Source organism: Nocardia sp. NPDC055050 (assembly GCF_053608345.1).
The window spans coordinates 1-19216 of sequence record NZ_JBSGVG010000071.1; the positions used below are offsets into that span (position 1 = coordinate 1).

The 19216-nt window shown below is 67.3% G+C and carries 17 protein-coding genes, 2 tRNA genes and 1 pseudogene; 7 read left to right on the forward strand and 13 right to left on the reverse strand.

All coding sequences use genetic code 11. The features are described 5' to 3' along the window. Nucleotides 1-116: 116 nt before the first annotated feature. A complete protein-coding gene (locus ACWGCN_RS34865; RefSeq protein WP_452459988.1) occupies nucleotides 117-1190 on the reverse strand; it encodes a GNAT family N-acetyltransferase in 1074 nt (357 codons plus the stop codon). Nucleotides 1191-1370: 180 nt separating this feature from the next. Here ACWGCN_RS34865 and ACWGCN_RS34870 point away from each other — a divergent pair, with 180 nt between their 5' ends. Continuing rightward, complete coding sequence (locus ACWGCN_RS34870; protein WP_452459987.1) at nucleotides 1371-2585, forward strand: FHA domain-containing protein; 1215 nt, start codon at nucleotides 1371-1373, stop codon at nucleotides 2583-2585. 74 nt (nucleotides 2586-2659) lie between these two features. Here ACWGCN_RS34870 and mihF read toward each other — a convergent pair whose 3' ends face one another. Next, entirely contained in the window at nucleotides 2660-2974 is a 315-nt protein-coding gene (gene mihF, locus ACWGCN_RS34875) for an integration host factor, actinobacterial type (RefSeq protein ID WP_019045768.1), read from the reverse strand. Nucleotides 2975-3448: 474 nt separating this feature from the next. On the opposite strand from mihF, the gene ACWGCN_RS34880 reads away from it, so the two are divergent. Continuing rightward, nucleotides 3449-4264: a hypothetical protein gene (locus tag ACWGCN_RS34880; RefSeq protein WP_378995636.1), complete on the forward strand. Its 816-nt coding sequence runs from the start codon at nucleotides 3449-3451 to the stop codon at nucleotides 4262-4264. A 67-nt stretch (nucleotides 4265-4331) separates the two neighbouring features. On the opposite strand, the gene clpX is transcribed toward ACWGCN_RS34880, so the two are convergent. The 5 genes from clpX to ACWGCN_RS34905 form a co-directional block, all read right to left on the reverse strand. Continuing rightward, nucleotides 4332-5612: an ATP-dependent Clp protease ATP-binding subunit ClpX gene (gene clpX / locus ACWGCN_RS34885; RefSeq protein ID WP_378629984.1), complete on the reverse strand. Its 1281-nt coding sequence runs from the start codon at nucleotides 5610-5612 to the stop codon at nucleotides 4332-4334. A gap of 242 nt (nucleotides 5613-5854) precedes the next feature. Next, complete coding sequence (locus ACWGCN_RS34890; RefSeq protein WP_378659420.1) at nucleotides 5855-6517, reverse strand: ATP-dependent Clp protease proteolytic subunit; 663 nt, start codon at nucleotides 6515-6517, stop codon at nucleotides 5855-5857. Nucleotides 6518-6560: 43 nt separating this feature from the next. Further along, nucleotides 6561-7136, reverse strand: a complete 576-nt coding sequence (locus ACWGCN_RS34895) for an ATP-dependent Clp protease proteolytic subunit (RefSeq protein ID WP_067456898.1) — start codon at nucleotides 7134-7136, stop codon at nucleotides 6561-6563. A gap of 167 nt (nucleotides 7137-7303) precedes the next feature. Next, nucleotides 7304-8668, reverse strand: a complete 1365-nt coding sequence (tig, locus tag ACWGCN_RS34900; RefSeq protein ID WP_387449353.1) for a trigger factor — start codon at nucleotides 8666-8668, stop codon at nucleotides 7304-7306. 160 nt (nucleotides 8669-8828) lie between these two features. After that, nucleotides 8829-9377, reverse strand: a complete 549-nt coding sequence (locus ACWGCN_RS34905) for an FKBP-type peptidyl-prolyl cis-trans isomerase (protein ID WP_378995631.1) — start codon at nucleotides 9375-9377, stop codon at nucleotides 8829-8831. Between the two features lie 162 nt (nucleotides 9378-9539). On the opposite strand from ACWGCN_RS34905, the gene ACWGCN_RS34910 reads away from it, so the two are divergent. From ACWGCN_RS34910 to ACWGCN_RS34920, 3 genes and pseudogenes are all read left to right on the forward strand, one after another. Then, nucleotides 9540-12008, forward strand: coding sequence for a phosphoketolase family protein (locus ACWGCN_RS34910; protein WP_452459986.1), 2469 nt, complete (start codon nucleotides 9540-9542; stop codon nucleotides 12006-12008). Between the two features lie 71 nt (nucleotides 12009-12079). Continuing rightward, nucleotides 12080-12826, forward strand: a pseudogene (locus ACWGCN_RS34915) (metallophosphoesterase); the annotation flags it as partial. A gap of 175 nt (nucleotides 12827-13001) precedes the next feature. Then, the gene (locus ACWGCN_RS34920; protein ID WP_378995624.1) at nucleotides 13002-13361 is read left to right on the forward strand and encodes a hypothetical protein; all 360 of its coding nucleotides are present in this window, start codon (nucleotides 13002-13004) and stop codon (nucleotides 13359-13361) included. Between the two features lie 7 nt (nucleotides 13362-13368). Here the strand turns inward: ACWGCN_RS34920 and fabG are convergent, their stop codons facing one another. The 3 genes from fabG to ACWGCN_RS34935 form a co-directional block, all read right to left on the reverse strand. Further along, entirely contained in the window at nucleotides 13369-14127 is a 759-nt protein-coding gene (fabG, locus tag ACWGCN_RS34925) for a 3-oxoacyl-ACP reductase FabG (RefSeq protein WP_378995622.1), read from the reverse strand. A gap of 35 nt (nucleotides 14128-14162) precedes the next feature. Next, nucleotides 14163-14239: transfer RNA gene (locus tag ACWGCN_RS34930), tRNA-Pro, on the reverse strand. A gap of 42 nt (nucleotides 14240-14281) precedes the next feature. Next, nucleotides 14282-14352, reverse strand: a tRNA-Gly gene (locus ACWGCN_RS34935). A gap of 683 nt (nucleotides 14353-15035) precedes the next feature. Here ACWGCN_RS34935 and ACWGCN_RS34940 point away from each other — a divergent pair. Continuing rightward, nucleotides 15036-15992: a GGDEF domain-containing protein gene (locus tag ACWGCN_RS34940; protein WP_067456742.1), complete on the forward strand. Its 957-nt coding sequence runs from the start codon at nucleotides 15036-15038 to the stop codon at nucleotides 15990-15992. Nucleotides 15993-16134: 142 nt separating this feature from the next. Here the strand turns inward: ACWGCN_RS34940 and ACWGCN_RS34945 are convergent, their stop codons facing one another. From ACWGCN_RS34945 to ACWGCN_RS34955, 3 genes are read right to left on the reverse strand one after another with little or no spacing between them, the layout of a single operon-like run. Continuing rightward, nucleotides 16135-16641, reverse strand: a complete 507-nt coding sequence (locus ACWGCN_RS34945) for an RDD family protein (protein ID WP_452459985.1) — start codon at nucleotides 16639-16641, stop codon at nucleotides 16135-16137. A gap of 42 nt (nucleotides 16642-16683) precedes the next feature. Continuing rightward, entirely contained in the window at nucleotides 16684-17487 is an 804-nt protein-coding gene (locus ACWGCN_RS34950) for an Fpg/Nei family DNA glycosylase (protein ID WP_452459984.1), read from the reverse strand. A 4-nt stretch (nucleotides 17488-17491) separates the two neighbouring features. Then, entirely contained in the window at nucleotides 17492-17965 is a 474-nt protein-coding gene (locus ACWGCN_RS34955; protein WP_378995616.1) for a ribose-5-phosphate isomerase, read from the reverse strand. Nucleotides 17966-18001: 36 nt separating this feature from the next. Here ACWGCN_RS34955 and ACWGCN_RS34960 point away from each other — a divergent pair, with 36 nt between their 5' ends. Then, the gene (locus ACWGCN_RS34960; RefSeq protein ID WP_387449336.1) at nucleotides 18002-19204 is read left to right on the forward strand and encodes a M48 family metallopeptidase; all 1203 of its coding nucleotides are present in this window, start codon (nucleotides 18002-18004) and stop codon (nucleotides 19202-19204) included. Nucleotides 19205-19216 lie beyond the last annotated feature (12 nt).

The window sequence follows — 19216 nt, forward strand, 5'->3', positions numbered from 1 at the left end:
ACGAAGGAGCGATTCCGCGGCGCCTGACCGGCGGCCCCTCAGGGCCGCGGACACGCGCGCGCCAGCGCGCCAACAAACACAGCCTCAAACCGTCCCGGGACTACCCCCACCCCTGATCAGTCACTTCTCCAACCAGCCAGGTCAGCCCCCATACAAGCCCGCGGCCATTCGTCGAGCCCATGAGCGATCTCACTGGCACGTATCGCCCGCAACCCAGGAGTTTCGTCAGCAGGCAGGATGTAGGTGAACCCGAGACGTTCGTAATACGGACCGTTCCACGGCACCTGGGTGAACGTGGTGAGCGTGATCTCCTCGAGGCCGTTGCTCTTGGACCACGCCACCGCATGGTCGATCAGCCGCTTGCCGATCCGCGCCCCCGCATGGGCCGGGTCGACGGAAACCTGATCGATATGAGGCTGCCCGTCGACCAGCCCGAGAACCAGGTAACCGATCGGCTGATCGTCGTCGTCCGGCCACACCCACGCCCGCCCCTCGACGACGAAGGCCCGCAACACCTCTCGCGAGGGCGGGTCGTCGTCGGCGATCGCGGTCATGCCCACCTCGGCGAACGGCGCACCGGCCCGCCGCTCGATCTCCTGCAGCGCCGCGATCTCGTCCTCGCGCGCGAGCCGGGCCGGTCCACCGGCCACCGGGGTGGCGATGATCCCGTTGAGCAGCGCGCGCAGAGCCCAGCGCGCACGGATGTCACCGGCGGTGCGCTGTACGGACTCGGCGGCGATATGCCGGTAGATCAGGTCCACGGCCCAGGTCGAGGCCGCGGGATCGAGGCCGCCGTCGCGCAGGAGGGCCACCAACTGCTCGATCAGGCCGAGGGCGTGTTCGGTGGTGGGAAATCGGCCGAAGGCGACGAGCGCGAGACCGTCGTGGCGGCCGAGTGCCTCGATCGCGGACTCGACCAACTGGGTCACCCTGGTACGCCAGTCACCCTCGGTGGGCGCCTTGACCTGGGACAGAACGTGGTCGAGCATGCCGGTCAGCAGGTCGTCGCGATGGGCGAGGTAGACGTACAGCGACGCGGCGCCGGTGTCGAGTTCCTTGGCGACCCGGCGCATGGTGAGCGCGGCCGCGCCCTCGGTGTCGAGGATGCGCAGTCCGGTCTCGATCACGAGTTCGCGGCTCAACGGGACTTTCGCCGGTCGGGCCCGGCGACTGACGGGTGCGGCGTTCATGCGCGGATCCTACGCGGCTGACGAACATCGTTTGGTACGAACGTCGTTCGAAATTTACCTTCGGACCTTATCCCCGGGCGCCGGTCCATCTATGCTGGCGGCGGAGACCAAGGTCGCGGTCTGCCGCACAGCGGGGTCGGCCGAGGCAGCGGTGAAGGCCAGTCCGACAAGGAGGCGTTGATGCACGCGCATTCGTCCACCGTGGCCATCGTGCCGGGGACCGGGATCGTCGCTCGATTCGGCGATGTCGTCGTCTATCTGGCCGGGGAGACACCGTCGACCGATCGCTTACTCGGTGCGGTGGAAACCGTCGCCAACAACACCGCGGCGAGCGCGCCCGGTGCGGCCCTGGCGCAGCGCCTGGCGGGCGTGGTGTTCGGCGGCGCTTCTGCCCCACCGCCTTTCGGCGTGCTCGCCCCGACCGCCGACGGGATGCTGATCCTGTTGCGCGGCGCGGTGATCGCCGAGATCTCCGGTGCGGAGGGCAATCGCCGCCTCGCCGGCGACCGGGCCTTCACCTGGGTCGACGAGATCATCCGCGAACCTGTCCGCCGGATCGCGGTCGGCGCCGAGATGGCCGACCCCACCAGCGCCAATCCCCGCACCGACCTGCGCGCGGGCATCGTCACCGGCAACGGTTTCGTGCTCAACCTGGGCCGGCGCCGCAATCCCCCACCACGCCGGGTCGAATCCGTCGACGAGCCCGCCCCGACGGAGGCGACCGGCTTCCAAGCCCTGCGCCCACCGACCGCGCGATCCGCCGACACCAGCGACGCGCTCCCGGCCACGGCGGGATTCCCGGCGCCGACACCCGACCAACCCGCGACCTCCGGTTTCCAGCCCGACGGCGGCCGACCCGACAGCGAGACGGTGAGCACGGGCAGCCGGCCGACCACCGGCGATGTCGCAGGCACCGGATCGAGCAACTCCGACGGCGTCACCGTGAGCACCGGTCCGCGCAGCTCACCCGCCGCCAACGCGCCCCGCGCCTGGTCCCAAGCACTCGATGCCGCCCAGCGCGCCGAACCGGTCGCGTTGAGCAAGGGTGCGCCGTCCCACAGTGGTTCGCGGGGCGCCCTGGTCACCGAAGACGGGCTGAGCTACCCACTGGACCGGCCCTACGTCCTCGGCCGCAACCCCTCGGGGGAAGAATCGGTTCGCGCTTCCGCGGCGACGCCGATACTGATCGAACGCGATCGGCTCGTCTCGCGGGTCCATGCCTTCGTCGCCCCCGACCGTGGCAAGGTGTTCGTCCGCGAGGCCCCCGCGACCTCCGGAACCTTCTTCGCCGCCCCCGACAGCGAACGCTGGTCTCGCGTCGGCACCCTCCCGATCGAGTTGCAACCGGGATGGCGCCTGCGGATCAACGACTTTCTGCTGACCTACTGCGTGTAAATCACCTACTACGAATCACAGACCATCCCGACGCCCGTGCATCCAGCTCCACGGGCGTCGGATCGCGAATCGGCTCAGGCCTCGAGGGCGTCGAGCAGGGCCGCGCGCTGACGAGCACCCAGGCCGCCGATACGGCGATCCTCGGGAATCTCGGCCTGGTCCATCAGCTTGGCGGCCTTGACCGGACCGACGCCCGGCAGTGCCTTGATCACGGCAGCGACCTTGGTCTTCTTCACCAGGTCGTCGCTGTCGGCTTTCTTGAGCAGATCGGCGACGGTGACCTTGCCCTCCTTCACCTTGCCGATCAGTTCCGAGCGCGCCTTGCGCACGGCAGCCGCTTTGGCCAACGCCTCGGTGCGCTGTTCGGCGGTCATCGTAGGCAGTGCCATGTCTCCTCCGCTTCCACTCGTCACTCGAACATCTGATTGACGGACCGAGTAAACAGCACGAAATCGGCAGCACCAGTCCGACACACCGCGAGGATACGCCGATGAGTTTTGCTTGCCGAACCCGTCGTATTCAGTGAAGGCCCTGCAAGACGGACCAAACGGACGAAATGACGGGCGGTTCAGGAGGGCGTAACACCGCGGTGACCAGCAACGACACATCATCAGAAGCACTTTTGCGGGATCAAGGTTCAACGGCGAACCACGGAGGATCAACGAAGCTCCTCGGCCCGGGCGCGACCCGTTCTCGAACGGTCGTCACCGTCTCCCGTTGCGCTACATCGACAGCTACACAGTTGTGCGCCAGACATTTTCAGCGCCTGCGGGTCGAGCAATTCAGGCCCGCGGGTGTTCTCTGCCCGCTCGATGCGCAACAATGACGCGACCCGGCGAACCCTTTTGCTACCTGGAGTTGCGATGCGCGAGGAACACCCGCTCGACCACGAGGTCACCGCTCTACCCGTAAGGGTGGAACGGGCCAGGCGTCGCATCGCCTATCAGTCCGACCCGGCACTGACCGACGCGCTGTCCGAAGACGAGTTGCGCGCGGAGCGCGAACTCGCCGAAAAGATCCGCACCTACGAGCGCGATCAGCGCTGGAAGCACATCAAGGCCGCCTCCTCGCACGCCGACCGCTTGCGTGACACCACCGCGGAGCTCGAGCGGGCCGAGATGTCGGACCTGATGCTGGCCCGCAAGGCCATCGCCGCGCAACGTCGCGAGTCCAACCCGCGCGCCCGCCTCGCCTCGCTCTATCAGCACCGCACCTGGTCGCTGCGGGCGCTGGCCGGCGTGGTGATCACGGGGATGCTGTGGTCGGCGGTGAACGTCCAGCACAACATCGCCCCCGGCGGACCCACCGACCCGCTCTACTGGGCCAGCTTCGGCCTGGAGGCGATGATCAGCGTGTGCCTGATCATCATCATGATCGGCACCACGCGAGTGGCCGAGTGGGGCGTGATGGGCAACCGCAACCAGGTGCTGATCGCCGAGCTGTTCCTGCTCACGCTGACCATCGCCCTCAACACCTATCCACACCTGAGCGCACAGCACTGGTACGACGCCGCTGTGCACGCGGTGGCCCCGGTGATGATCGGTGTCGCACTGCTCATCCACAATGCCGCCAGCGCCCGCTACAGCACCGCGATCGTCCGTGCCAGCGCGGAGATCCCGGCCGACGACGCCGACGATCCCCTGGCCGCGCCGAGCCTGGGTAATCCGGCCGTCACCTAGCTTCCACCGACGCACAGCGAAGGGCCCCTCCGGATCAGATCCGAAGGGGCCCTTTGCCGTTGGTTTGTTACGCCGACTTCTCGCGACGCTCCGGACGCTGCGCCTTGCGCGGCACGATCGTCGGGAGGACGTTGTCGATGACGGTGTCGGCGTTCACGACCACCTTGGCGACGTCGTCTCGGCCGGGGATGTCGTACATCACCGGCAGCAGGACCTCTTCCATGATGGCGCGCAAGCCGCGAGCACCGGTGCCGCGCAGGATCGCCTGATCGGCGATCGCTTCGAGGGCGTCGGCGGTGAACTCGAGGTCGACGCCGTCCATCTCGAACAGGCGAACGTACTGCTTGACCAGTGCGTTCTTCGGCTCGGAGAGAATAGTGACCAGCGATTCCTTGTCCAGGTTCGTCACCGAGGCGACGATCGGCAGGCGGCCGATGAACTCGGGGATCAGACCGAACTTGATCAGATCCTCGGGCATCACATCGGCGAAGTGGTCGTCGGTGTCGACCTCGGCCTTGGAGCGCACCTCGGCGCCGAAGCCGATGCCGCGGTGACCGGTGCGGTCGGAGATGATCTTCTCCAGGCCCGCGAACGCGCCCGCCACGATGAACAGCACGTTGGTGGTGTCGATCTGGATGAACTCCTGGTGCGGGTGCTTACGACCGCCCTGCGGCGGCACACTCGCCTGGGTGCCCTCCAGGATCTTCAGCAGCGCCTGCTGCACGCCCTCGCCCGACACATCGCGGGTGATCGACGGGTTCTCGCTCTTGCGGGCGATCTTGTCGACCTCGTCGATGTAGATGATGCCGGTCTCGGCGCGCTTGACGTCGTAGTCGGCGGCCTGGATCAGCTTCAGCAGGATGTTCTCGACATCCTCACCCACATAGCCCGCCTCGGTGAGCGCGGTGGCATCGGCGATGGCGAACGGCACGTTCAGCATCTTGGCCAGGGTCTGCGCGAGGTAGGTCTTGCCGCAACCGGTGGGGCCGAGCATCAGGATGTTCGACTTCATCAGCTCGACGGCCTCACCGCGGCTGTCGCGGCCCTTGTCGCCCGCCTGAATGCGCTTGTAGTGGTTGTAGACCGCGACGGCGAGGGTCCGCTTGGCGGTGTCCTGGCCGATCACGTAGTTCTCGAGGAAATCCCGGATCTCCGAAGGCTTGGGCAACTCGTCGAGCTTCACTTCGCTCGACTCGGCCAGCTCTTCTTCGATGATCTCGTTGCACAGGTCGATGCACTCGTCGCAGATATACACCCCAGGGCCCGCGATGAGCTTCTTGACCTGCTTCTGGCTCTTTCCGCAGAACGAGCACTTCAGCAGATCGCCGCCGTCTCCGATGCGCGCCATCTCGTAGGTCCCTACTTCCTTGTCCGAGTGCGACCGTCGTCCCCCGATTGGGCCGGAAATACGTCTCGGTGCCGTCAATCAGAGCAATGGTCCCTGAGTCGACCGTACCTGGTGTGCGCGAGACAGGTCGACAACTCGCGCATGTTCGATGTGAAGGGTTGTGCGGGTCCTCACCATTGTGAGCCACCGCGGCTGAAAAAGCCGGGCCCGCCGCCCAGATCAGGACAGCGGGCCCGGGCGTGTCACTTCTGTCCGCTGAGCTTCCGGTAATCGAAGACCTGGTCGATGATGCCGTATTCCTTGGCTTCCTCGGCGGTCAGGATCTTGTCACGGTCGGTGTCCTTGCGCACCTGCTCCTCGGGCTTGCCGGTGTGGCGCGAGATGGTGACTTCCATCAGGCGACGCATCCGCTCGATCTCGGCCGCGGCGATCTCGAGGTCGGACACCTGGCCCTGCACACCGCCGGAGGACGGCTGGTGGATCAGGATGCGCGCGTTGGGCAGCGCGGCGCGCTTGCCGGGAGCGCCCGCGGCCAGCAGCACCGCGGCGGCCGAGGCCGCCTGACCCAGGCAGACCGTCACCACGTCGGGGCGCACGTACTGCATGGTGTCGTAGATCGCCATCAGCGCGGTGAACGAACCACCGGGCGAGTTGATGTACATGGTGATGTCGCGGTCGGGGTCCTGGGACTCCAGCACCAGCAGCTGCGCCATGATGTCGTTCGCGGACACGTCGTCGACCTGGTTGCCCAGGAAGATGATGCGCTCTTCGAACAGCTTGTTGTACGGGTCGGAAGTCTTGACGCCGAACGAAGTCTGCTCGGTGAACTGCGGCAGGATGTAGCGCGACTGCGGCAGGCTCGCACCGGAGCCGTGGCCGGCGCGCGGGTCGAAGAGGTTGGCCATCTTTATCTCCAAGCTTGTCTCGAGTGAGGGGGGACGGCGGCGGTTACTTCGCCTGGTTCGCGTGCGTGACCACGTGGTCGATGAAGCCGTATTCCAGGGCTTCCTTCGCCGTGAACCAGCGGTCGCGGTCCGCGTCCTCGGTCACCTGCTCCACCGACTTGCCGGTGTGCAGCGACTGCAGTTCGTTGAGCTCACGCTTGGTGTGGGCGAACTGCTCGGCCATGATCGCGATATCGGCCGCCGAACCACCGATGCCCGCCGACGGCTGGTGCATCATGATCCGGGTGTGCGGCAGCGCGAAACGCTTGCCCTTGGTGCCCGCGGTGAGCAGGAACTGTCCCATCGATGCGGCCAGACCCATCGCGACGGTCTTGATGTCGCACTCGGCGAACTGCATCGTGTCGTAGATGGCCATGCCCGCGGTGACCGAGCCACCGGGCGAGTTGATGTAGAGCGCGATGTCCTTCGTCGCGTCCTCGGCCGAGAGCAGCAGGATCTGCGCGCAGATCTTGTTCGCGATCTCATCGTCGACCTGGGTGCCCAGGAAGATGATGCGCTCGCGAAGCAGCCGTTCGTATACAGAATCACTGAGGTTGAGTCCAGCGGTAGCGGCTGTCATGACCCCTGCCTGGTTGATCGTCACGGATACCTGCCTTCTCTTCTCACCGATTGCTACGGCCATACGAATACGGTTCGTCGTCACAAACACTAACGAAGGAGGGCGGCGCCGAACTCCCGGCACCGCCCTTCTTCGCTCACAGCGCAATCAAATCACGCCGCCGAAACCTACTCGGCAGCGGCTTCGTCCAGCTCGATGTCAGCGGATTCCGCAGGGTCACCGAACATTTCGGTGGTGTCGACCACATTGCCCTCGGAGTCGGTGACCTTCACCTGACCGACAACTCCGGCCAGCGCCTTGCCGCGTCGCACGTCGGCGAAGACCGCGCCCAGCTGGCCCGCCTGCTGCACCTGCTGGATGAACTGCTCCGGCGACATGCCGTAACGCTGCGCCTGGAACAGGATTCGCTCGGTCAGCTCCTGCTGGCCGACCTGCGTGTTCTCGGCCTCGGCGATGGCGTCGAGCAGCAGCTGGGTCTTCACCGACTTCTCGGCGGCTTCCTGGGTGTCCTTGTCGAACTCCTCGCGGGAGGAGCCCTGCGCCTCGAGCGCCTCGGCCAGCTTGGCCTCGTCGTGGTCGAAACCGTGGACGGCGTCGTGGACCACGGCGTCGACCTCGGCCTTGACGACGGCCTCGGGCAGCGGGACCTCGACGGTCTCGAGCAGGGTGTCGAGCACCTTGTCACGGATGGAACCGGCCTGCTCGACCTTCTTGACGCGCTCGACGCGGCCCTTCAGGTCTTCCTTGAGCTCGTCGATGGTGTCGAACTCGCTGGCCAGCTGGGCGAACTCGTCGTCGGCCTCGGGCAGCTCGCGCTCCTTGACCGACTGCACGGTCACGGTGATCACGGCTTCCTTGCCCGCGTGGTCGCCCGCCACCAGGGTGGAGGTGAACTCGGCGGACTCGCCGGCCTTCAGGCCGATGACGGCCTCGTCGAGGCCCTCGATCAGCTGACCCGAACCGACCTCGTGCGACAGCCCGGTGGTGGCCGCCTCGGGGACGTCCTCACCGTCGACGGTGGCCGACAGGTCGATCGACACGAAGTCGCCATCGGCCACGGCACGCTCGACACCGGTGAGGGTGCCGAAGCGCTGACGCAGCGAGGTGAGCTGCTCCTCGATGTCGTCGTCACCGATGGTGAAGGAATCGACGGTCACCTCGATGCCCGAGTAGTCGGGCAGGGCGATCTCGGGACGCACGTCGACCTCGGCGGTGAACGCCAGCTCTTCGCCGTCTTCGATCTTGGTGATCTCGATCTCGGGCTGGCCGATGACCTTGACCTCCGAGGTCTGGATGGCCTCGGCGTACTTGTTCGGCAGTGCGTCGTTGACGACCTGCTCGAGCACGGCGCCACGGCCGACACGGGTCTCGATCAGCTTGGCCGGAGCCTTGCCGGGACGGAAGCCGGGGATCTTGACCTGCTGCGCCAGCGCCTTGTAGGCCTTGTCGAAGTCGGGCTTCAGCTCCTCGAAGGGCACCTCGACGTTGATCCGGACCCGGGTCGGGCTCAGCTGCTCGACGGTGCTCTTCACGGACATACTCCTTGGTTCGTAGTTCATGGTGGTGTCCCCACAGGGGGCGACGCGCCATAGTCAGGCACGGCTAAGCCAGGTGCGGCGCACAATGCGCATCTCGACCAGGGTAGTTGACCGCCTGCGCGCTCGCGCAATCGGTGTTTGGTTGAGGGTGCCGCTAGCGGCCGACCTGCACGGCGTCGGTCACGAAGACCAACGTCTCGTTCGGCGGCACACCGTTGCCGCCCTCGCCGTAGCCGAGGTTCGGCGGCACGATCAGCAGCCTGCGCGTGCCCTGCTGCACGCCGATCAGCCCCTCGTCCCAGCCCTGGATGACCTGGCCCGCGCCGAGGGTGAGCCCGAACGGCTTACCACGCTGGAAGGAGCTGTCGAGTACCTGCTTGTCCGACCAGGTGACCAGCTCGTAGTTCATCGTCAGCGGCTGGCCGGCCACCGCGCCCGGCCCGGTGCCCACCACCAGGTCCTTGGTGATCAGAGTCTTGGGCGGGTCACAGCTGTCGGGGATGGTGATCTTGGGCGCCTCGCCGTAACCGCCGCTGACTTTCACGTCGTCGGCGGTGCATTCGCGACCTGTGCTCGCGGAGCTCCCGCCGGCCGCGCTCGAGCTCGGCGCGCTGCTCGAATCCGTGTCGGAGCCGCAGGCCGCTGTCGTGATCGCGGCGGCCGCGACGAGTCCGATTCCGATGATCCTGCCGAGAGAATGCATGGCCCGCAGAGTAATCGACCGCCGTTGCGGCGTCGGGAACCGGCACGACGGTAGGCTCGGCGGTGCGTTTCTCCACCGGTGTCGCCGGTCCTCGATCGGCGCCCGTGCAGGCCCCCGCGGCGCGGACGGCGCCGTGACCTCATCGAGTTCGAGGAGTCCGCGATGACCGAAACCACCGTGGGCGACACCGCGGCGGACAATGTGGGAGACGGTCAGGGCGAGACCATCGCCCCGAAGCCTTACGTCCTCACCGACGCGCCCGGTCCGCTCTCGCGCGAGGAACTCGTCGCCGTCGACGCGTGGTGGCGGGCGTCGAATTATCTCGCGGTCGGCCAGATCTATCTGATGAGCAATCCGCTGCTACGCACCCCGCTGGTCCCCGACGACATCAAGCCGCGCCTGCTCGGCCACTTCGGCACCGTGCCCGGCCTGAATCTGGTGTGGGCCCACGCCAATCGGGTGATCCGGGACCGCGGCCTGAACGCGGTCTATGTCGCGGGCCCCGGTCACGGCGGCCCCGGCCCCAACGCCTGCGCGTGGCTGGAGGACGCCTACGCCCAGCTCGAGCCGGACATCCCCCGCGACGTCGACGGCATGCGCCGATTCTTCCATCGGTTCTCCTTCCCCGGCGGTGTGCCGAGCCACTGCGCGCCGGAGACGCCGGGGTCCTTCCACGAGGGCGGTGAGCTCGGCTACTCGCTGCTGCACGCCTACGGCGCCGCCCTGGACAACCCCGATCTCGTCGTGTTCTGCGTCGTCGGTGACGGCGAAGCCGAGACCGGTCCGCTGGCGGGCAGCTGGCACGCGAACAAATTCCTCAACGCGGGCCGCGATGGCGCGGTGGTGCCGATCCTCGCGCTCAACGAGTACAAGATCGCCAATCCGACGATCCTCGCCCGCGTTCCCGAGGAAGAACTGATCGAGCTGCTCCGTGGCTACGGCTACGAACCGCTGATCGTCTCCGGCAACGACCCCGCACCGGTCCACCAGGCGATGGCCGCCGCGATGAACACCTGTATGGACCGGATCGCGCAGTTCCAGCGGGCGGCCCGCGAGGACGGGGACACGAAACGTCCGCGCTGGCCGATGATCGTGATGCACACGCCGAAGGGCTGGACCTGTCCCCCGGTGGTCGACGGCCAACGGGTGGAGGGCACGTTCCGCGCCCATCAGGTGCCGCTGCCGAACGCGCGCACCGACTCCGAGCACCGGCGGGTGCTGGAGCTGTGGTTGCGGTCGTATCGGCCGGAGGAACTGTTCGGCCGGGACGGGTCGCCGGTACCGGCCCTGCTCCAGCAGGTGCCCGCGAATCCGATGAGCCTGAACCCGGTTGCCAACGGCGGCTTGCTGATTCGCGATCTCGATCTACCCGACTGGCGCGACTACTGCGTGGACGTCGTGTCGCCAGGTGCGGGTGAGCACGAGGCCACCAGGGTCCTCGGCGGCTGGCTGCGCGATGTCACCGCCCGCAATCCGCACAACTTCCTCACCTTCGCCCCCGACGAACTGGTCAGCAATCGGTTGCAGGACATTCTCGAGGTGACCGGACGCGACTGGCAGGAGGAAGTCGGGCGCTGGGACGTGGATCTGTCGACGGTCGGGCGCGCGGTCGAAGTGCTGTCGGAGCACATGTGTGAGGGCCTGCTGGAGGGTTATCTGCTGACCGGCCGCCACGGCGTCTTCACCTGCTACGAGGCGTTCATCCACATCGTCGACGCCATGTTCAATCAGCACGCCAAATGGCTCGATGCCAGCTCGGCGGTGCCGTGGCGGCGCAAGATCCCCAGCCTGAACTACCTGCTCACCTCGCATGTGTGGCGTCAGGACCACAACGGGTTCACCCATCAGGATCCCGGTTTCCTCGACGTGGTGGCGAACAAGAGCCCCGATATCGTGCGCGTGTATCTGCCGCCGGATGCCAATACCCTGCTGTCGACCTACGACCACTGCCTGCGATCGCTGCACTACGCGAACGTGGTCGTGGCGGGCAAACAGCCGGGGCCGGACTGGCTTTCGGCCGAGGAGGCGGGGCTGCACTGCACTCGCGGCCTCGGAATCTGGGAGTGGGCGTGTCACAACGACGACCCCGGCACCACGCCCGATGTCGTGCTCGGGTGCGCGGGCGATGTGCCGACCCTGGAAACTCTGGCCGCGGTGGCGATCCTCCGGGATCGGCTGCCGGACCTGCGGATTCGGTTCGTCAATGTCGTCGACCTGATGCGCATGCTGCCCGCGGGCGAGCACCCGCACGGCCTGCCCGACGCCGAGTTCGACGCCCTGTTCACCACCGACCGCCCGGTGATCTTCGCCTTCCACGGCTACCCGTGGCTGGTGCACCGGCTCACCTACAGCCGCACCAACCACGCCAACCTGCACGTGCGCGGTTACAAGGAGAAGGGCACCACCACCACGCCCTTCGACATGGTGATGCTCAACGATCTGGACCGCTTCCATCTGGTGCTCGACGTGATCGACCGTGTTCCGGGTCTGCGCGAGCGGGCGGCGGGTCTGCGCCAGGAGATCGTCGACGCCCGGTTGATCGCGCGCCGCTGGACCCGCGAACAGGGCGCCGATATCCCGGTCGTGGCCGATTGGGTCTGGCCCGACTCGGCGATTCCCACCGCGCGGTAACACGGTTGCGGCGCGGGCCCGCCCTGCACGACGATGGAAGGGATATGACCGAATCCCGCCGCACCGAGCTCCTCCCCCGCGATCGCCGCGATCTGACCGGACCGTTCGACGTGATCGGCGACGTCCACGGCTGCCGCTCCGAATTGGAGACCCTGCTCGGCGAACTCGGCTACGTCCTGGACCGTGACGTCCGCGGCCGCCCGATCGGCGCCGCCCACCCGGGCGAGCGCACCGTGGTCTTCGTCGGCGACCTCGTCGACCGGGGCCCCGACACACCCGGGGTGCTGCGTCTGGTGATGGGGATGGTGGCCGCGAGAACCGCCCTGTGCGTCACCGGCAACCACGATCACAAGCTGATGCGCGCCCTCGACGGCCGCAATGTCCGCATCGCGCACGGCCTCGAACAGTCGCTGTCCCAACTGGCCGACGAAGACCTCGAATTCCGTACGGCCGCACACGCTTTCCTCGGCACCCTGCCGAGCCACTACCTCCTCGACAGCGGCGCGCTGGTCGTGGCCCACGCGGGTCTGCCCGAGAGCCTGCACGGCAGCACGTCGGGCCGAGCCCGCTCCTTCGCCCTCTACGGCGCCCCCACCGGTGAGCTCGACGAACACGGCTATCCCGTCCGCTACGACTGGGCCAAGGACTATCGGGGCGCCCCCACGGTCCTCTACGGCCACACGCCGGTCCACACCTTGACCTGGGTCAACAACACCCTCTGCCTGGACACCGGCGCCGTCTTCGGCGGCACCCTCTCCGCCCTGCGCTACCCCGAGATGACCACGATCTCCGTCCCCGCCGAGCAGGTCTGGAGTGAACGCGCGGGCATCACGCCCGTGCCCGACTGAGCCTGTCGACGCGACATCGCAACGCCGGGCGCCGGGACCCGTCGCCGAATCGTCAACGTCGAACCCGGGTGTGACGTGCGGATTTCCAACCCGATGGGCCTACCATCAGCAGCGGACGACCCGACTCATCGACGAGGAGAGGTTCATGCGCCGTACATTTCTCGCTCTGTCCGTATTCGCTCCGCTCATGGTCAGCGGTGTCGCGAGCGCCGATCCAGCACCGCAGGGAACGGGGACGCTGACGGCGTGGACGTTCACCGGACGGGAGCCGGTTCCGGTGAACCGGGCCGATATCGAGGTGACGCCGTGCGAGGCGAAACAGGTGGTCGCGACGCTGGTCAGCGGGGCCGACGGGCGCGCCACGGTGGCGCTGCCCGCGGGGTGTTACGAGGCGAAGGTGGTGACGGTGCCCGGCGGCTGCGGGTTGGCCGTCACCGAGCCGGTGCGGGTCACCGTGGCCGCGGGCACGGAGGCGCGGGCGGACTTCCGGTTCGGCTGCGCCTGACCGACGTTCAGTCCTTCGGGCCACCGGCCACGTAGATGACCTGGCCCGAGACGAAGCCGGCGCCCTCGCTCACGAAGAACGCGGCGGTGTTGGCGATGTCTTCGGGCGTGCCGACCCGGTTCACCGGGATCTGTGCGGCCGCAGCGGCCTTGAAGGCCTCGAAGTCCGCGCCGACCCGGGCGGCGGTGGCCGCGGTCATCTCGGTTTCGATGAAGCCGGGCGCGATCGCGTTGGCGGTGACGCCGAATTTGCCGAGTTCGAAGGCGAGGGTCTTGGTGAACCCCTGCATGCCCGCCTTGGCCGCGGCGTAGTTGGCCTGGCCGCGGTTGCCGAGTGCCGAGGTGCTCGACAGGTTGACGATGCGACCGAACTTCGCCTCGACCATGTACTTCTGCACGGCGCGGGTCATCAGGAAGGCACCGCGCAGGTGCACGTTCATGACGGTGTCCCAGTCGTCGACCGACATCTTGAACAGCAGGTTGTCGCGCAGCACGCCCGCGTTGTTGACCAGCACGGTCGGCGCGCCGAGCTCGGTGGCGATCCGCTCCACCGCGGCGGCGACGGCCGCTTCGTCGGCCACGTCGGCACCCACCGCGAGGGCGGCGCCCCCGGCGGCCTCGATGGCGGCGACGGTGCCCGCGCAGGCGGCTTCGTCGAGATCGAGGACGGCGACGGCGTATCCGTCGGCGGCGAGCTTCGTGGCCACTGCGGCGCCGATGCCACGGGCGGCTCCGGTGACGATCGCGACCTTGCGTTGCGTGGGCATCCGTCTCCTACAAGCCTGAGCTGGGCGAATGGTGATGGTCGGGGTGACAGGATTTGAACCTGCGACCCTCCGCTCCCAAAGCGGATGCGCTACCAAGCTGCGCTACACCCCGATACCTCACCGGCGAGAGCACCGTGGAGGCAATACATGTTTGAGCGGGTGACGGGAATCGAACCCGCACCATCAGCTTGGAAGGCTGAGGTTCTACCATTGAACTACACCCGCAGGCATACGACATCGATGGGATCGCCACGATGTCGTGTGCGCCACGACTGTACCGAACCCCGCGCGAAAAATGCCAATCCGGCCCCTGCCTGCCCCATTGATGCGTGTCGGCCGCCGGTGTACCCCACTGCCCACGCGACCAACCCTCGCCATGCCCGATTAGGGCCTAATGACCCTATCCCCGAAACCCCCTCCCGGCGACGATGGTTGATGCGCCCATGGGGACCGGCGCCTGCTCCACCGGGGGATTAAATAGGAGAATTTTCCTTAAAAACCCGGCACGTGGGCGGCGAGTAGGCCACCATGAGAATGCGCGTGACGACTACTGCCACATCGTCACGACTCGCACCCCGTGCCAGGAGGGACCCATGGCGACGCAACGTCCACCGCCCAGCGGAGGGCATCACGCTGTATGTTTCGGCTCACGAAATTTCTTTTCGGGAAATATGTAACGCCGGAGACGCTGCAGCGATGTCATACCCGATCGCCATTCGCGAGAGACCAGAGAACGCGTTGCAGAACGTGACTTTTCGGTCTCGGGTGGCTTGCTAGGATCCTTTTTGCCGGACGGGGGTATCTGGAAAGGGGGCGGTGAGCGTGTGCCGAACTCGGTGGACCCAACCGCGTAGCAGTGCGAATGATCGAGGTGGCAAGTTCGTCGCCACCTACCGCCGGTGATGTCGATGACTGTCCACATCGAGCCACCGGTTGCCGCGATGGCCCGCGCCTGGGCCCGCGCGGTCTGCGCCGAACCGGGCTCTTCCACGGCGCCGCACCAGTTGGAGCCGGTGCTCGTCGACATCGTCGAGCGGCTGCTGCACCTGGCTCGGACCGAACCGTTCCCGGTTCCACAGGCGCGCAAGCTCGGCGCGCGGTTGGCCGAGGCGCCGTTCGAACGCACCAGGATGCTGGCCCACGCCAGTCGCTGGCTGCTCGGCTTCCCCTCGGGGGTTCCGGGTTCGCTGGTGGCGACCCGCTGGCCGCTGGTGGCCAGCCAGGCCATCGACAGCTACGCACAGGCTCTGCAGGAACGCGCTCTGGCGCAACAGGAACAGAACATTTCGGCGAAAGTGTCACTGCGCGTACAGGAGATCGCCGCGCTGCAGCACCGCTTGCGCCACGAGGCGACTCACGACGCCCTCACCGATCTCGCGAACCGCACGCTGCTGCAAGAACGGGTGCGCGCGTTCGCCGCCGACCCGAGCCGCGGTGTCGGTGTGCTGGTGGTGGACCTGGACCGCTTCAAACAGATCAACGACGGCTACGGACACGCGATCGGCGACGAGGTACTGGTCGAACTGGCCAACCGCTTGCGTGAGGTGTGCCCGCCCGACACGGTGATCTGCCGATACGGCGGCGACGAGTTCGTGGTGGCGGCCAACCCCCGCCGCGACACCCTCGGCGAGTTGGCGCACCTCGTGGTCGCCGCACTGCGCGACCCGGTGTGGTCGAGCGCGGGCCCCGTGCCGGTTTCGGCCAGCGTGGGCACCGCGTTCTGTCCACCGGGAAAGACGTGCGATTTCACCGACCTGCTGCGTCGCGCCGACCGCGCGATGTACTCGGCGAAATCGGCGGGCGGGCGGCGTTTCGCGCTCGCTGAATCGGGCGACCCCGAACTGGGAACGGCGGTCGCCGGCTGAGTCGGATCGCGAAGCCTGCACTTCGCGTTCCGGCTCAGCCGATTTCGACCGGATCGAGTCGTGACATCACGGGAGTCCGTGCTCGGCATCGGGGGCACCGACTGGTTACGGCGCGTCGACGGCCCGCATCGTGGCCGTGCGCTCAGTGTTCGAGATAGGTGACCGCAGCCTGGCCGGGGGTGTCGACCGCTACGGCAGACCGGTCCTCGGTGGTGTCGCATCTGCGCACCACGACGATCAGTGGCGCGCACTGAGCGACGCCGCCGAGCCGAAAAACGATGCGGTGCTGCCGGAATGCTCGCCACATGTCACGTGCGCTCGGACTGACGCCATCCGTGCCGCGGATCCACCTCAGGCCCATCAGAAGTTGACCGACGGTCGAGCCGAAGACACTCGGCAGCACCGTGGCGTTGGTCACCAGCAGGATCACCAGGAAGATCATGGACCCGAACATCACCGGGGCCTGGTCATCCATGTCGAGCATCCAGTCGTGACCGACGAGCAGCACAACAGCGACGAACGCGACCACGACCACACCGTAGGGAAGCACGATGTCGGCGAGGTTGGCCGCTACGTTGCGTAACTTGCGCGGTGACGGGTAGCGCGGATCACCATCGGCGCCATGATATTCCGGCCCGGGTTGCGTCATCCGATCATGCTCGCACACCGGCGGGAATCACACCGGCGGTTGTCAGCGGGGCTGGCAGGTGGGGCACCAGAAGAGGTTTCGGGCTTCCATGACCTTGTGCGCGATGGGAGTGGCGCAGACTCGGCAGGGTTCGCCCTGGCGGCGGTAGACGTAGGTGCGGGGGCGGTCTTTGGTGTAAGACGGTGCGCCGGTGTCGTGTTCGGGCCGGACCACGTGCATGCGGCCGGTGGTGACGCCGATCGGCATGAGGTCGACCAGGTCGGCCCAGAGCGCGTCCCATTCGGTAGGGGTGATCGAGGTGCCGGGGCGGAAGGGCGAGATGCCGTGGCGGAAAAGGACTTCCGCGCGATAGACGTTGCCGACACCGGCGATCAGGGCTTGGTCCATCAGCAGTGCGCCGATCGCCCTGCGGGAGCGCCGGATTCGCGCGCCCGCTCGTTCGTGGTCGGCGTCGGCGCGCAACGGATCGGCGCCGAGGCGTGCGGTGAGCGCGTCCACCTCGGGCGGCATCAGCACTTCACACGCCGTGGGCCCGCGCAGATCGGTGCCGAAATCTGTTGCGGCCCCCAGCATTCGCATACGCACCTGCCCGACCGGTGCCGTCATCGGCAACTCGGCCTCGCTGAAAGTGCCGTACAGCCCGAGATGCACATGCACCGTCAATCCGGACGCATAGTGATGCAGCAGATGCTTCCCATAGGCCTCGGCCCGCTCCAGCACCTGCCCGTCCACCAGCGCGGCGCCTTCGGCGAACCGCCCCTGCGGACTCGAAACCCGCACCACCCCACCGGAGAACCGCTGCTGATGCAGGTCGGCGATCCGGTGGAGGGTATGTCCTTCCGGCACTACGTCAGTACGCGGGGATTTCGGGGGCGATGCCGGTCTTCTCGTAGTCGGCGAGAATGTCGATGCGACGCTGGTGACGCGCCTCGTCCGACCACGCGGCCGCGAGGAACGCGTCGACGATGGCCAGCGCGTCGGCGGTGGAGTGCATGCGGCCGCCGATGCCGATCAGGTTGGCGTTGTTGTGTTCGCGGGCCAGCACCGCGGTTTCGACGCTCCAGGCCAGGGCGCAGCGAGCGCCGGCGACCTTGTTGGCGGCGATCTGCTCGCCGTTGCCACTGCCGCCGAAGACCAGGCCGAGCGAGCCCGGATCGGCGACGGTGCGTCGGGCCGCCTCGATGCAGAAGGCGGGGTAGTCGTCGAGAGCGTCGTATTCGAGGGCGCCGCAGTCGACGACCTCCACTCCGGCCTCCTGCAGATGAGCCTTGACGTGATTCTTCAGTTCGAAACCGGCATGGTCGGCACCCAGGTAAACGCGCATGGCTGCGATTGTCGCAGGCCCGCTTAGAGTCGTTTCATGCACCCGCACGAACCGCATTCCCCGCATTCGGCAGGTTCCCCGCCGGAGCACACCGGACACCAGCCCGACCGAACACCGTCACTGGACAAGGACACAGCGCCGCCCTCGCCGTGGGCCCAGCCCGATCCGCGGACGGGCGGATTTCCCGCGCAGGACAGCCCACCTCAGCCGCAGGCCGGCCCGTATCCGCCGGTCGCGCCCGGCCAGTACGCCCCTGGCTACTACCCGCCGAGCGGTCCGCCCGCACCGCCGCAGCACCGACCGCGCGGACTCATGCCGTGGGATCGTCCCGCCCGGCATCCGTGGGAGATCCCGCTGCTGATCGTCGTCATCATGATCACCGCGGTCGCGTACCTGCTCGCGCTCGCGCTCATGACGGTCGAGCTGTTCGCCGATCCCATCGTCGACGAGCACGGTGTGGAGCAGACCAGTTCGATCGTCACCAGTCCGTATGTGCTGCTGCTGTTGTTCGCGCCGGTGCTGCTGTGGGCGGGTCGTGGTCTGAATCTCGCGACCCAGCGCGTGAACGGGGTGAAGATGTCGCCCACCCAGTTCCCCGAGGGTTATCGGATGGTGCAGGAGGCGGCGGCGCGATTCGGGATGTACAAGGCGCCGGACGCCTACGTCATCCTGGGCAACGGCCAGATCAACGCGTTCGCCGCGGGCCACGGGTTCCGCCGGTTCGTCGTGGTCTACAGCGACCTGTTCGAAATCGGCGGCGCGGCGCGTGAGCCCGACGGACTCGCGTTCATCATCGGGCATGAAGTCGGCCATATCGCCGCTGGTCACGTCTCCTATTGGCGCCAGCTGGGCATGTTCGTCGCACCGTGGCTGCCGATACTCGGGTCGTCGCTGATCCGTGCCCAGGAGTACACCGCCGACAATCACGGCTTCTGTTTCCGGCCGCACGGCGCGTCCACCGCGATGGCGACGCTCGCCGCGGGCAAGTACCTCAACACCGATGTCGGTGTCGACGAGATGGCCGACCGTGCCGCGCTCGACCGGGGTGGTTTCATCTGGCTGGTCAACGCGATGGCCAGCCACCCGGTGCTCACCTGGCGGATGTGGGCGCTGCGCGATCGCAGCAGGCCGGGCCCGATGTTCTGGCGTCCGAGTGCGCCGCATCCCGGCATGATCCCGCCGCACGGCGGGTATCCGCTGAATTCGACGCCGCCCGCGTTGCCGCCGAAGCCGGTCTGATCGGTCGGGGGC